The organism is Marinobacter sp. MIT932201 (assembly GCF_047123295.1).
In the GTDB taxonomy this organism is placed as follows: domain Bacteria; phylum Pseudomonadota; class Gammaproteobacteria; order Pseudomonadales; family Oleiphilaceae; genus Marinobacter; species Marinobacter salsuginis.
On the sequence record NZ_CP138917.1, the window covers coordinates 2,752,910 to 2,766,221 of the forward strand.

The following is a 13,312-nucleotide window of genomic DNA, read 5'->3' on the forward strand; positions in this document are numbered from 1 at the left end:
TTTTCTGAACATCCCTGTTCGAGCCGTTTATTAATTCACCAAAGCGGTCAATGAATACCCAGAGCCGCGTATTCCTTTTCAACTTTCTTTGTTTCTTTCTTGGAAAAGCCACCCATAACTTCCAGCGCATGCCGAAGCCTTGAACGGGTCATGTCCGGGCCCAGAAGCGCCATGGAATCCATCACGGACCAGGAGTTCGGCGTACCAGCCACCGCCACAAAGATAGAGAACATGAAATCACCCATCTTCAGCTCCATGGCCTTGGCCAGGGCCTTGATGTCCGCGAAGATGGTTTCCTTGCTCCAATGGCGCTGGGCTTCAAGCTTCCACAATGTAAACTGCAGAACCCGCTTGACCTGAGCTTCCTCCAGTTTGTTGTGGGCAAAGTCTTCCGGCTTCAGGTTGAGCATACCGGAGAACATGAACTGAGCCATGGGCGCCACATCCGAAAATACCTCTGCCCTGCCCTTGATGTGGGGCACCAGAGCACGCAGGGCATCCTCGTTGAACCACCACTGGCGCATGCGCTCCATGAACTGCTCTTCGGTCAGCTCTTCACGCAGCCACTGGCCGTTCAGCCAGCGAAGTTTCTCCACATCGAACACCGGGCCACCAAGGGAAACACGCTGGATGTCGAAATTCTCGATCATCTCGTCCAGGGTGAACTTTTCCCGCTCGTCCGGCATTGACCAGCCCATACGCCCCAGGTAATTGGTCACAGCCTCAGGCAGAAAACCCATGCGCTCATAGAAGTTGATGCTGGTGGGGTTCTTGCGTTTGGACAGCTTGCTCTTGTCCGGATTACGCAACAGCGGCAGGTGACAGAGCACCGGCATCTCCCAGCCAAAATACTGATACAGCAGCTTGTGTTTGGGCGCCGAGTTGATCCACTCCTCTCCACGCAGAACGTGGGTGATTTCCATCAGGTGATCATCAACCACATTCGCCAGGTGATAGGTGGGCATGCCATCGGACTTGAGAAGAATCTGGCAGTCCACCTGAGCCCAGTCGATCTCAATGGTGCCCCGAAGCATGTCGTCGATCTCGCAGACGCCCTCATCGGGCACTTTCATGCGAATCACATATGGCTCGCCTGCATCAAGGCGGCGCTTCACTTCATCCTCAGGCAACTCCAGATTGCCCTTGATGCCCGGATTCAGCCCCTGGGCCTTGCGTTCTTCACGGATGGCTTCAAGCTCTTCCGGTGTGCGGAAGCAGTAAAACGCGTGCCCGGCCGTGACCAGGTCCTCGGCATACTGGCGGTAGGAGTGCTTGCGCTCGGACTGGCGATAGGGGCCGTGAGGACCACCGACATCGGGGCCTTCGTCCCAGTTCAGACCAAGCCAGCGAAGCGCCTTTAGAATGTCCTGCTCGGACTCCGCAGTACTGCGGGCCTGGTCAGTATCTTCGATACGCAGGATGAACTGCCCGCCGTGCTGACGGGCAAAACACAGGTTGAACAGGGCCACGTAGGCGGTACCAACGTGAGGGTCACCCGTAGGTGACGGAGCAATTCGGGTACGTACAGTCATGAAACCTTCCTGAAAAATCGGTGGCCGTTTTGTAAAGCGGGCATTATACCGGCCATCGTCAGGTTTCGCATGATCAGCAAGTTAACAGGCGCACCATAGACTGCCAGTAGAAAGTTTCTTTTGCCGACCCCACACCAATTTGTTACATTATAACATTACACAATGGCATTGCAGGATCTCATCTATCATGCGCGTTCCCGGAAAAGCACTTTCTCTGGCACTCGGTGCCGGCACCCTTTTGATCAGCGGCGCACTTCAAGCCGAGACCCGTATCGTTACCTCCATCAAACCGGTTGAACTGATTGTCAGCGCCATCGCAACGGACGACATGCAGACGACCACCCTGGTTCCACCTGGCTCCAGCCCCCACAACTACACCATGAAGCCATCCCAGCGTCGGGCACTGGAAAACGCCGACGTGATTTTCTGGGTCGGGCCCGACATGGAAACCTTCCTTAATCGCCTCCTGGCCGGGCAAGAATTCAGTGGTCGAACGGTCGCGCTCATGGATGCCGAAGACGAACCCGCAGAAGTTACCCACGATGAACACGCCCACGACGACCACGCGGACGATCACCATGGCCCTGCTCATGAAGAGCAGACCAAGAAGGAAGAGCACCACAACGAGGGACATGGACACGGCCATGATCACGGAGACGGCGAAGACCCGCACATCTGGCTGGATCCCGAACTGGCCATCGAAATGGCCGGGACGGTCCGCGATGCTCTCTCAAAACTGGAAGGTGTTGACGCTGGCGCGTTAAACGAGAATTTCGAGCTGTTCAAAGCCAGCGTTCGAGAAACCGATGCCAATATTCGCGACCGCCTTGCACCGGCCCACGACATCAGCCTGTTCGCCTATCACGACGCCTTTACCCGGTTTGCCGAACACTATGAACTCAAACTCGAGGGCGTTCTGACCCTGAACCCGGAGCTGTCGCCGGGGGCACGGCATATCGCGGAGGTGCAGGAAAAACTACGCAACGCCAACCACCCATGCCTGCTGACCGAACCGCAGTTTAACCGGCAGTGGTGGCGTTCGATCACGGAGAATTTGAACGTCACCTTCAGCACCTGGGACCCCCTTGCCACCGATATCGAGGCAACGGCCCAGGGCTACAACAACTTCCAGCACAGCATTGTCGACGCGGTACTCAACTGCCTACCAGAGGATACTGAGCATTAACGGAATGGTGACGATGGCCAGCAAGGTCTGGCCACTGATGATGCCCGCCATCAAGGGGGCATCACCACCCAGTTGCCGCGCCAGGATGTAGGCAGAGGTGGCCGTGGGGAGCGCTGCCAATAGAACCGCCACCTGCACCAGCATTCCTTCGAGCCCCAGCAACATTGCCAGTCCGGCGGTCATCATCGGAAACCCGATCAGCTTCAACGTAGACGCGACAATAAATGGCAGGGACGCACCTCGCAGGGCTTTCAATTGAAGCCCGGCACCGACCGTCATCAGTCCCATCGGCAACGCCAGATTACTGAGCGGCTCGAGAATGCCGCCGATCAGCGGATGGAATCCGATCTCGAAAAAGCTCCAGACCACACCAATCACCGAGCCTACGATCAGCGGATTGGTCACAATCGCCTTGAAGACCGGCACCAGCCTCACCGGCCCTTCCGCGGCCACCAGCGAGAACATCAGTATGCAGAGCAGGTTCAGCAACGGCACCATGATGGCCACGGCAATTGCGGTCAACGAAAGTCCCTGATCCCCCAGCAGCATGCCGCCAGCCGCCAGCCCCACATAGGAATTGAACCGGATTGCCCCCTGGTAAACCGACGAGAAGACCGGCCCGGACCAGCCCCAGAACCATTGGGCAAATGCCAGAACCAACGTCATCGCGATCAGCATGGCCCCGATCAGCAAGGCAATATCGCCATAGGCGGAAGCCGGCAACCGCGCCTGCCCCAGCTTGAAAACAAGCATGGCCGGGAACAGCACGTAGTAGGTAAAGCGCTCCGCCTGCGGCCAGAAATCGCCACCAGGAAAATCAATACGCCGGAACACATGCCCGAGCATGATCAGGACAAATACGGGCAGCAGGGCCTGCACCATCAGAGGCATATCTATGAGCTCCGCCGCAGTTTTTTCATCACGGCACGGGTCACTGCCGTGGGCGCCGAGCGGGCAATTGGCCATAGGATCTTGAACTGACCGGAAACCGCCCTGTGAAGTTGAGGCGAAGCGACCTGCTTCCAGACCTCGGCGGCAACTTCAGACGGCGCCAGATTAACGCCCAGGCTATCAAACAAACGCGACCCTCCGACGTTGGCCTGAACCATCGCCGTGTTCACAAAGGGGGGCATCAGATCGCAGACGCGAATGCCATGAGCTTGCCATTCGATATCAAGGGCCTCGGTCATGGCTCTCACCGCGTGCTTGCTGGCGGAATAGGAGGCGAAATCCGGTGTACCATAAGCCGCTGAAGCAGAACTCATGTTCACAACCACTGCACCGGAGGCACCCTTGAGGTAGGGAAAAGCTGCGTACAGAACATTCATCAGGCCAATCACATTGATTTCAACGATCGCGCGATGGTCTTGAATGTCGATGCTTTCGAACGGACCTACTCTCAAAATGCCGGCGTTGTTGTGCAGTGCATCGATGGTTCCCCCGGTTAATTCTGCGAATTCTGACAGGGCCTCAGCGACCGCCTTTTCATCAGTCACATCGACGACATGAGTTGAGCATACCCTCTCACCCAGTTCGGCCTGCAGATTTTCCAGGGCCCTCGGGTCACGGTCTGCCGCACCGACAAACCAGCCTTTTGACGCGAACAGGCGTGCTGTTTCAAGGCCAATTCCGGCACCTGCGCCGGTGATGAAAATGGATTTGGTCAAGGTTACTTTCCTTTATCTTTTCATTGCCGAACAAAGGATTGGCAGTTTCCCATGGCTTATATGGTCTGTTCCACGACAAGATGTAATAGCTATTGAATATATGAGGCCAACGCGCAACGTTTTTAGAGACCTCAATCGCCACTCTCGCCGGCTTATCCTTTGAGGCATGGGGTAACTTGGGCATTTCGCCAAAGCCCTACGGAAATCTGCTGGGCAACCCTGTTAAACTAGGGCCCAAACAGCAACGTAATGATTAGCTGCACCAGCCAATCAGTCGATCAGGTAACCGCAATGCCAGCAATACCATCACAAGCCGCCGCAATGACCGAACCGGGCCTCTCCCGCCGCTTCTGCGTGGCCCCGATGATGGATTGGACCACCAGCCACTACCGTTATCTGGCGCGCCAGCTCAGCCGGAACACCCTACTCTACACCGAGATGGTCACCACAGGGGCGTTGATCCACGGTGATACCGCACGTTTTCTGCGCCACGATGAGGCCGAATACCCATTGGCCCTTCAGCTTGGCGGCAGTGACGCCGGCGAACTGGCGCACTGCGCCGGGCTGGCCCAGCAATACGGGTTTGATGAGGTTAACCTGAACGTCGGTTGCCCCAGCGATCGGGTGCAGAACAACATGATTGGCGCCTGTCTGATGGGCCACCCCGACAAGGTGGCGGAGGGCGTTCGGGCCATGATTGAGGCAACCGACCTGCCGGTCACTGTGAAGCATCGGATCGGTATTGATGGCCGGGAGTCCTGGGACGATCTCTGCGAGTTCGTGGAAAAAGTGTCTGATGCGGGTTGCCGGACGTTTATCGTGCATGCCCGAATCGCGATCCTTGAAGGCCTGAGCCCCAAGGAAAACCGTGAAGTCCCACCGCTCAAATACGATTGGGTATATCGGCTGAAAGCGAAATACCCGCACCTGGAGATCATCATCAACGGCGGTATAAAGACCTTCGATGAATGCCACGAGCACCTGCGGCATACCGACGGCGTGATGCTGGGCCGGGAGGCCTACCACAACCCCTGGCTGCTGGCAGGTGTCGATCCGGAGTTTTTCGGGGAGGCAGCGCCGGTGGAAACCCGGCATCAGGCGCTTAGGGCCATGCTTCCGTTCATCCAGAGCGAACTCGAGCGGGGCGTATACCTCACCCACATGTCCCGACACCTGCTGGGCCTGTTCCACGGCCAGCCCGGTGGCCGGCAGTTCCGTCGCTACATCAGTGAGAACGCCCATAAAACCGGCGCAGGCCTGGAAGTTATCGAGACCGCGCTAGAAAAGGTGCGTGAACCGTCAATGCCGGAGATTGCCGAAGCTTAACCGCAGGCAATTGCCCCCATACCTTTTGTTGTCTTGTTCCTGTCAGAGCAGCCCGTTATTGTAGGCGTATAGCCAGCGCCCGGGATTCGGGCGCACCAATAACAGATCAACCGGGACGACAGGACGAATGACCAGCAAGCTCGACCAACTGAAAACCATGACCACGGTAGTGGCAGATACCGGCGATATCGAAGCCATTGCAAAGTGGCGGCCGGAAGATGCCACCACCAACCCATCCCTGCTCCTCAAGGCGGCCGCTTCCGATGCTTATCGTCCCATGTTGGACAAGGCTGTGACGGAAGCCCGCCGGCATGGCGGCTCAGACGCCGAGCAATTAACCATGGCCACCGATATACTGGCCGTGCTCGCTGGCCGGGAAATCCTGAACCTGATTCCCGGTGTGGTATCCACCGAGGTCGACGCCCGGTTGTCCTTCGATACCGCCGGCACGCTGGAGCGAGCCCGCCGCCTGATTGAGCTATACGACAAACAGGGCGTCGATACCAGTCGCGTGCTGATCAAGATTGCTTCCACCTGGGAAGGTATCCGGGCTGCCGAGCAACTGGAGAAGGAAGGCATTCGCTGCAACCTGACACTCCTGTTTTCCTTCATCCAGGCGGCCGCCTGCGCCCAAGCCGGTGCCTTCCTGATCTCTCCGTTCGTTGGTCGTATTCTGGACTGGCACCTGGCCAGCACGGGCCGCGACAGCTACCCGGCGGCGGAAGACCCCGGGGTGCTGTCCGTCTCTCGCATCTACAATTACTTCAAAGCCAACGGCTTCAAGACGGTGGTGATGGGCGCCAGCTTCAGAAATACCGGCGAAATCGAGATGCTGGCCGGTTGCGACCGCCTGACCATCAGTCCGGCCCTACTGCAGGAGTTGCAGGACGACCAGGGCGACCTGCCTCGTCGTCTGGTGGCTGATACCGCCAGCTCACCGGATCAGTTTGGCACCATTGACGAAAGGCTGTTCCGTTGGGAGTCCAACGAGGACGCCATGGCGACCGAAAAGCTGGCCGATGGCATTCGCCGGTTCACAGCCGACCAGATAGAGCTGGAAAACCGGGTTCGGCAGCTCGCCAGGGCCGCCTGAAACCGGGCCTCAAACCAAACACAGGAGTGGGATTGTCCGATCATGATCGAGAGCCTGAAAAAACTCTTTGCGGCACCGGAAGCTGAGAGCGAGAAACCGGATTCTCACCAACTGGCCGTGGCTGCGACCGCTTTGATGGTTCAGGTTTCACGGATCGACCAGCACGAGGACGAACGCGAGCTACAGGCCATTGTCGACGGGGCTGTGAAAGCGCACCAGGTCACCCGGGCCGAAGCAGAGGAAATTCTTAAGGATGCGCTGAACCACGCAGACGATGCCACATCACTCTATGAATTTACCGGCCAGATCAACGAGCACCTCGACCAGGAAGGCAAGCAGGCCCTGCTTGAAAGTATCTGGCGCGTGGCTTTTGCCGACGGTCGCATCGACAAATACGAAGAACATCTTATTCGCCGCATGGCAGACCTGCTGCATCTTAATCACCGGGAGTTCATGCAGGCGCGGCACCGGGCGCAAGACGCCGGTTCTTGAAAGGAGACAGCATGCTAGCGATTCTTCATCCCAATACCTCTCTGGACAGCGAGGAATACAGGCAGACCATGCACTACCTCGAGAATCTCCCGAACGTCACGGTTCGGGTTCACGAGGTCCAGGGTGCCACCCAGAGGTTGACCGAAATCTATCTGCTCGGGGATACCAAACCCCTGAACAAGGAAGAGATCGAGGCCTTGCCAGCGGTTGAACGGGCGATTCGTATCTCGGAAGACTACCGTATTCTGGGCCGTCACCGGGATGATCGCCGGCAAAGCGGTTTCACCTACAACGGTGTCGAGTTCAACCAGTCCAATCTGAACATTTTTGCCGGCCTTTGCGCAGTCGATGTACCCGAGCACGTCGAAATGATGATGCAGGCCCTTGAGGACAACGGCGAAGTCTGCACCCGGATGGGCGCCTACAAGCCGCGCACCAACCCCTACTCGTTCCAGGGGCACGGCAAGGGCTGCCTGCCCTGGGTGTTCGAGAAGGCTGGCAAGCACGGTATCAAGGTGATCGCCATGGAGATCACCCACGAGAGCCACATCGAGGAAATCGACACCTGCCTGGAGAAACTGGGCAGACCCACCGGCGTCATGCTGCAGGTCGGTACCCGAAACACCCAGAACTTCGAACTGCTGAAGGCCATCGGCCGCCAGAGCACCTATCCGGTACTCCTCAAGCGCGGCTTCGGGATTACCCTGAACGAATCTCTCAACGCCGCGGAGTACCTCGCCAGCGAGGGCAACGCGAATGTTATTTTCTGCCTGAGAGGCATGAAAACCGAAGCTGGGCAGCCGCATCGGAACATGGTGGATTTTGCCCATGTGCCTGCGGTAAAACGGCTCACCCGTATGCCGGTGTGCGTAGACCCGTCCCACTCGGTTGGCAGCCGCGAACAGTCTCCAGACGGAATTCTGGATGTCATGCACGCCACCGCACAGGGCGTGATAGCGGGCGCCAACATGGTGCTGGTGGACTTCCACCCCAAACCGGAAAAGGCGCTTGTAGATGGGCCCCAGGCGCTTCTCATGCAAGAATTGCCGGCCTACCTGGAAGATATTCGCCTTTGCCATGATACCTGGAAGAAGCGCCAGGCCATTTATCAACGCCTGAAGGATGACGCAGCGGAATGATTGTCTACGGACACAGAGGCGCAAAGGGAGAAGCCCCGGAAAACACCCTCCCGGGATTTGTTCATGCTCATCGGCACGGTATCCGGCATTTCGAGCTGGATCTGGTGCTCTCAAAGGACGGCAAGCCGGTTCTTGTGCATGACCTTTCGGTAGACCGCACCACCAGTCAGAAAGGCAGCATCAGCCAGTACACAGCGGCCGAACTTGCAGCCATGGACGCTCGTCGTAACACGAGCTCCTGGCCCAAACCTACAGGGATCCCCGCCCTGGAAGACCTTCTCGATCAGTTCGACGACATCGAACACCTGCAACTGGAGGTCAAGAAGGATACGCGTCAGCGGCTCAACATCCTGAGCAATCGGCTGACCGAGGTGATCCAGCGTCGCAACCTTTACCAGACGGTGGCGATAACCTCGTCAGATACCTGGTTTCTGAAACAGATCCGGAGGCGGAACACAAACATCCGCATCGGCCTCGTAGCGGAACGAAAGTTTCCACGGCCACTGAGCATGGCAAACCGGCTTGGCTGTGACTATCTCTGCATCAATTGGAAGCTGTGCTCCAAAATGCTGGTTGAACAGGCCCATCGCAGGGGTATGCACGTGTCCACCTGGACCGTGAACCGGATTCACGACATGTTGCAACTGGAAGCGATGGGGGTGGACAGCATCATCACCGATTATCCGACAAGCACACGCATGTTTTTCGATAATCGCGCCAGATCGGCGCTGTCGCTCCCCCAGAGTCAGGATGGAGTTACCCCGAACCAGGAGGCCGTCTCGGCGGGTTGAGAGCAAAAGATTGAATCAAAAGAAAACGGGGTCGGAGGGATGCTTTCCCCGGACCCCGTTTTCTATAGCAGCCTAGAAAATTCGATTCAGGCCATTCAATGCGGCAACCCGGTAGGCTTCCGCCATGGTCGGGTAATTGAACGTTGTATTGATGAAGTAGTTCAGAGAGTTGGCCTCTCCTTCCTGATTCATGATCGCCTGGCCGATGTGAACGATTTCTGCTGCCTGGTCACCGAAACAGTGGATACCCAGAATCTGGCGGGTCTCCCGGTGGAACAGGATTTTCAGCATGCCTACCGCTTCTCCGGTGATCTGCGCGCGGGCCAGATCCTTGAAGAACGCCTGTCCAACCTCGTAAGGCACCTTGGCTTCAGTCAGTTCACGCTCGGTTTTCCCCACGGAACTGATTTCCGGAATGGTGTAGATCCCGGTCGGCACATCGGACACAAAGCGGAAGTACTCGTCATCAACAATGTCTGAAGACGCCGAACGGCCCTGGTCATAAGCCGCGCTTGCCAGACTCGGCCAGCCGATCACATCACCCGCCGCGTAGATATTCTCCACCTCGGTGCGGTAGTGCTCATCAACCGCCAGTTGACCCCGACCGTTGGGCACCAGGCCGATGTTCTCCAGACCAAGCTTCTCAGTGTTGCCACTGCGCCCGTTGCACCAGAGGAATGCATCCGCACGGATTTTCTTGCCGGACTGCAGCGACAGCACTACGCCGTGGTCATCACCCACAACCGACTCGTACTGCTCGTTGTGGCGCACCAGGACGCCGTTATTGCGCAGGTGGTAACTCAGGGCGTCGGAAATTTCGTCATCCAGGAACGACAACAGCCGGCTACCCGGGTTGATCAGGTCCACCTTCACGCCCAACCCTGCAAAAATCGACGCATATTCTGAGCCGATAACGCCAGCGCCATAGATAATCAGGGTTCTGGGGGTATGGGACAGGTTCAGGATGGTGTCCGAGTTGTAGATACGGTGGTGACGGAAATCCACATCTGGCGGCAGATAGGGCCTGGACCCTGTGGCGATAATCGCCTGCTTGAAGTGAAGGGTCTCGGAGGACTTGCTGCCACGGACCTCAATACGGTTCTGGTCGATGAAAAAAGCCCGCCCGTTGATCAGATCCACCCGGTTGCGGGAATAGAACTGGGTTCGGAGCTTGACCTGCTTGCCAATGACCTTCTGGGCGTTCTGAAGTACCCGGGGGAAGGAGAACCAGCGGGGCTCCCCGATATCCCGGAACATCTGATTGGTGTTGAAGGTGATGATCTGTTTGACGGAGTGGCGCAGCGCCTTGGAAGGGATGGTGCCCCAGTGAGTGCAGTTCCCGCCGACGGTAGGCTTGTCCTCGATGATCGCGACACGTTTGCCATGTTTCGTCGCATTCATCGCCGCGCCTTCGCCGGACGGGCCGGCGCCGATAACGACGACGTCGTAATGATGTTCTGCCATGCGCGCAGTGACTCCTTATCTACGTCGTGAAAAGTTGATTGTAATTATCAGAAACAGATCAGTGCTTGCTGGTATTGCTGGCGTCGTAAGCCAACGCCTCGGGCTCTTTGCCCTCGTTGGCCAATCGCTCATTTTCTTCTTCGCATTTCTGGGTGTTGCCGCCGCAGATATCACAGGACTGGCTGATACCGAGCGCGCCAATCCCGCCGCAGGTTCCACTGATGGGCTTGCGGCCCAGAATTACGCCGATGGACATGGCTGCAACCAGCAGCACTACAATAAACAGAACCAAAAGAAAGGTACCCATATTGCCCTCCCCTCATTGAGTCACGTAGGACGAAAAAGCCGGCGTCTGGTGTGTCTCGAAGCCCTCTTCCGTCCTGACAATAAAATAGGCCGGGATGTTTTCCCTCACCGCAAGCTCATTGGCCTGCTCATAGCCCATCACGTTAAAGCCGGTCGCAAGGGCGTCCGCTGTCATACAGTCGTCTGCGATAACGGTTACCGACGCCAGCCTGTGCGCGATCGGCTTACCGGTTTCAGGGTCTATTGTATGGGAATAGCGACGCCCTTCCGATTCGTAATAGTTACGATAGTCGCCCGATGTTGCCATAGCACGGGATTCCAGCGCCACAACCCGGTTCACCTCGCGCCCCTCAGACACCGGTTGCTCGATGGCCAGTCGCCAGGTGCTGCCATCCGGTTTCCGGCCGTTTACCCGAACCTCGCCGCCAATTTCCACCAGATAAGCCTCGATACCCTCGCTTTCCAGGAAACGGGCTACCGCATCCACTCCGTAGCCCTTGGCAATCGCCGAAAGATCCACGTATTGCGGCGGTGTCGCACGCACGGCGGGCGGATCTGCCCGCAGTTCAAGTTTTTCGTAGCCAGTGGCGGCAAGAGCCATGGCAAGCGATTCCTCCGACGGCACCTGTTCCGGCCTTGCCTGGGGCCCGAAACCCCATAGATTCACAACCGGACCGATGGTTACGTCAAAAGCGCCGCCAGTCATTGAGGAGATCTCCCGGGCTTTCTGGAGCACCTCAAACAACCCGGCTGAAACGGGAATCCATTCGGACTGATCGTTCCTTTGGTTGAAAAGGGACAGCTCAGAATCATCGCGCCAGGTCGACATTGATGCATCGACGTCTTCAAGCACCTCATCGATGCCACTGGCCAGAGTTTCGAGCTTCTCCGGATCCTCGGTCAATACGACATTGATGTGGTAGCTGGTGCCGAACACGGGGCCGGAGATTTCCCAGATTTTTTCTTCTGGCTGAAACGAACAACCCGCCAGAACGGCAAAGACCAGCGCTGTAAAAGCGCTGGCCAGGGCCACCCTGGCGGGTCGTACCATGCGGGATGTCATCAGGACTGCTTAGCCTCCAAAGTCATCCAGCATGATGTTTTCATCCTCAACACCAAGATCCTTGAGCATCTTGATGCAGGAAGCGTTCATGATTGGGGGCCCACACATGTAGTACTCACAGTCTTCCGGAGCAGGGTGGTCCTTCAGATAGTTTTCGTACAACACGTTATGGATAAAGCCAGTCGGCCCTTCCCAGTTGTCCTCGGGCAGCGCATCGGACAGCGCAACGTGCCACTCGAAGTTTTCGTTCTCTTCCTGCAGACCGTCGAAATCTTCCACGTAGAACATCTCGCGGACGCTCCGAGCGCCATACCAGAAGCTGATCTTGCGCTTTGAGTTCAGGCGCTTGAGCTGATCGAAGATATGGGAACGCATGGGCGCCATACCGGCACCGCCGCCGATGAACACCATTTCAGCATCGGTCTTCTTGGCGAAGAACTCACCGAACGGCCCCATCACGGTTACCTTGTCACCCGGCTTCAGGTTGAAGACGTAGCTGGACATAATGCCCGGCGGGTGATCGGTGCCCGGAGGCGGCGTGGCGATACGAATGTTGAACTTGAGAACACCCTTCTCTTCCGGGTAGTTCGCCATGGAATAGGCCCGGATGGTCTCTTCCTTGTTAATCGCCTTGTAACGCCAGATGTTGTGCTTGTCCCAGTCTTCGTGGAACTCTTCCTCGATATCGAAATCCTTGAAGTCGATCTCGTAGGGAGGGCACTCGAGCTGAACATAACCGCCGGCCCGGAAGTCCACTTCCTCGCCTTCGGGCAGCTTGAGCACCAGCTCCTTGATGAAGGTGGCCACGTTGTGGTTGGAGATAACCTCGCATTCCCACTTCTTGACGCCGAAGAACTCTTCCGGCACTTCAACCTTCATGTCCTGTTTCACAGGAACCTGGCAGGACAGACGCCAGCCTTCTTTCTCTTCACGGTTGGTGAAGTGGGTCTTTTCCGTCGGCAGCATGGCACCGCCGCCTTCCAGCACCTTGCATTTGCACTGTGCGCAGGTACCACCGCCGCCACAGGCAGAGGACAGGAAAATACCGCTGTTTGCCAGGGTACCGAGCAGCTTGCCGCCGGCTTCGGTCTTCAGCGTGTGTTCAGGATCATCGTTGATCTCAATGGTCACGTCACCGGTGCTTACCAGCCTGGACCGGGCCGCAAGAATCACTGCGACCAGGGCCAGAACGATAACGGTGAACATGACCACGCCGAGAATAATTTCTGTATTCATGGTCTCGCCTTTTCGTT

At 57.2% G+C, this 13,312-nt stretch carries 13 protein-coding genes; 6 read left to right on the forward strand and 7 right to left on the reverse strand.

Annotated elements, in window-relative coordinates; all coding sequences use genetic code 11:
- Positions 1-47: 47 nt before the first annotated feature.
- Entirely contained in the window at positions 48-1,532 is a 1,485-nt protein-coding gene (gene gltX / locus SIC15_RS12575; RefSeq protein ID WP_412536060.1) for a glutamate--tRNA ligase, read from the reverse strand.
- 187 nt (positions 1,533-1,719) lie between these two features.
- Here gltX and SIC15_RS12580 point away from each other — a divergent pair, with 187 nt between their 5' ends.
- Positions 1,720-2,718 (forward strand): zinc ABC transporter substrate-binding protein, encoded by a 999-nt coding sequence (locus SIC15_RS12580; protein ID WP_412536061.1) that lies wholly within the window; start codon positions 1,720-1,722, stop codon positions 2,716-2,718.
- Here SIC15_RS12580 and SIC15_RS12585 read toward each other — a convergent pair.
- Both SIC15_RS12585 and SIC15_RS12590 read right to left on the reverse strand, forming a co-directional pair.
- Positions 2,695-3,609, reverse strand: a complete 915-nt coding sequence (locus SIC15_RS12585; protein ID WP_412536062.1) for an AEC family transporter — start codon at positions 3,607-3,609, stop codon at positions 2,695-2,697. The genes SIC15_RS12580 and SIC15_RS12585 overlap by 24 nt on opposite strands.
- Positions 3,610-3,611: 2 nt before the next feature.
- Positions 3,612-4,385, reverse strand: coding sequence for an SDR family oxidoreductase (locus SIC15_RS12590; protein ID WP_412536063.1), 774 nt, complete (start codon positions 4,383-4,385; stop codon positions 3,612-3,614).
- 291 nt (positions 4,386-4,676) lie between these two features.
- On the opposite strand from SIC15_RS12590, the gene dusA reads away from it, so the two are divergent.
- The 5 genes from dusA (at position 4,677) to SIC15_RS12615 (ending at position 9,226) form a co-directional block, all read left to right on the forward strand.
- Positions 4,677-5,711: a tRNA dihydrouridine(20/20a) synthase DusA gene (gene dusA / locus SIC15_RS12595; RefSeq protein WP_412536064.1), complete on the forward strand. Its 1,035-nt coding sequence runs from the start codon at positions 4,677-4,679 to the stop codon at positions 5,709-5,711.
- Between the two features lie 127 nt (positions 5,712-5,838).
- On the forward strand, positions 5,839-6,804 hold the full coding sequence (gene tal / locus SIC15_RS12600; RefSeq protein ID WP_412536065.1) for a transaldolase: 966 nt from the start codon (positions 5,839-5,841) through the stop codon (positions 6,802-6,804).
- A 42-nt stretch (positions 6,805-6,846) separates the two neighbouring features.
- A complete protein-coding gene (locus SIC15_RS12605) occupies positions 6,847-7,296 on the forward strand; it encodes a TerB family tellurite resistance protein (protein WP_069183251.1) in 450 nt (149 codons plus the stop codon).
- An 11-nt stretch (positions 7,297-7,307) separates the two neighbouring features.
- The gene (locus SIC15_RS12610) at positions 7,308-8,435 is read left to right on the forward strand and encodes a 3-deoxy-7-phosphoheptulonate synthase (protein ID WP_136629787.1); all 1,128 of its coding nucleotides are present in this window, start codon (positions 7,308-7,310) and stop codon (positions 8,433-8,435) included.
- Positions 8,432-9,226 (forward strand): glycerophosphodiester phosphodiesterase, encoded by a 795-nt coding sequence (locus SIC15_RS12615; RefSeq protein WP_136629788.1) that lies wholly within the window; start codon positions 8,432-8,434, stop codon positions 9,224-9,226. The genes SIC15_RS12610 and SIC15_RS12615 overlap by 4 nt, the downstream gene beginning before the upstream one ends.
- Before the next feature lie 72 nt (positions 9,227-9,298).
- Here SIC15_RS12615 and sthA read toward each other — a convergent pair whose 3' ends face one another.
- From sthA to nqrF, 4 genes are read right to left on the reverse strand one after another with little or no spacing between them, the layout of a single operon-like run.
- Positions 9,299-10,690, reverse strand: coding sequence for a Si-specific NAD(P)(+) transhydrogenase (gene sthA, locus SIC15_RS12620; protein WP_136629789.1), 1,392 nt, complete (start codon positions 10,688-10,690; stop codon positions 9,299-9,301).
- Between the two features lie 58 nt (positions 10,691-10,748).
- A complete protein-coding gene (gene nqrM / locus SIC15_RS12625) occupies positions 10,749-10,997 on the reverse strand; it encodes a (Na+)-NQR maturation NqrM (RefSeq protein ID WP_153633576.1) in 249 nt (82 codons plus the stop codon).
- A gap of 12 nt (positions 10,998-11,009) precedes the next feature.
- Complete coding sequence (locus SIC15_RS12630; RefSeq protein WP_412536066.1) at positions 11,010-12,059, reverse strand: FAD:protein FMN transferase; 1,050 nt, start codon at positions 12,057-12,059, stop codon at positions 11,010-11,012.
- A 9-nt stretch (positions 12,060-12,068) separates the two neighbouring features.
- A complete protein-coding gene (gene nqrF, locus SIC15_RS12635) occupies positions 12,069-13,295 on the reverse strand; it encodes an NADH:ubiquinone reductase (Na(+)-transporting) subunit F (protein ID WP_136629792.1) in 1,227 nt (408 codons plus the stop codon).
- Between the last annotated feature and the right edge of the window lie 17 nt (positions 13,296-13,312).

Coding starts and splice junctions, on each gene's coding strand:
- gltX (WP_412536060.1), bottom strand. CDS start 1,532: ATGACTGTACGTACCCGAATTGCTCCGTCACCTACGGGTGACCCTCAC.
- SIC15_RS12580 (WP_412536061.1), top strand. CDS start 1,720: ATGCGCGTTCCCGGAAAAGCACTTTCTCTGGCACTCGGTGCCGGCACC.
- SIC15_RS12585 (WP_412536062.1), bottom strand. CDS start 3,609: ATGCCTCTGATGGTGCAGGCCCTGCTGCCCGTATTTGTCCTGATCATG.
- dusA (WP_412536064.1), top strand. CDS start 4,677: ATGCCAGCAATACCATCACAAGCCGCCGCAATGACCGAACCGGGCCTC.
- tal (WP_412536065.1), top strand. CDS start 5,839: ATGACCAGCAAGCTCGACCAACTGAAAACCATGACCACGGTAGTGGCA.
- SIC15_RS12605 (WP_069183251.1), top strand. CDS start 6,847: ATGATCGAGAGCCTGAAAAAACTCTTTGCGGCACCGGAAGCTGAGAGC.
- SIC15_RS12610 (WP_136629787.1), top strand. CDS start 7,308: ATGCTAGCGATTCTTCATCCCAATACCTCTCTGGACAGCGAGGAATAC.
- SIC15_RS12615 (WP_136629788.1), top strand. CDS start 8,432: ATGATTGTCTACGGACACAGAGGCGCAAAGGGAGAAGCCCCGGAAAAC.
- sthA (WP_136629789.1), bottom strand. CDS start 10,690: ATGGCAGAACATCATTACGACGTCGTCGTTATCGGCGCCGGCCCGTCC.
- nqrM (WP_153633576.1), bottom strand. CDS start 10,997: ATGGGTACCTTTCTTTTGGTTCTGTTTATTGTAGTGCTGCTGGTTGCA.
- SIC15_RS12630 (WP_412536066.1), bottom strand. CDS start 12,059: ATGACATCCCGCATGGTACGACCCGCCAGGGTGGCCCTGGCCAGCGCT.
- nqrF (WP_136629792.1), bottom strand. CDS start 13,295: ATGAATACAGAAATTATTCTCGGCGTGGTCATGTTCACCGTTATCGTT.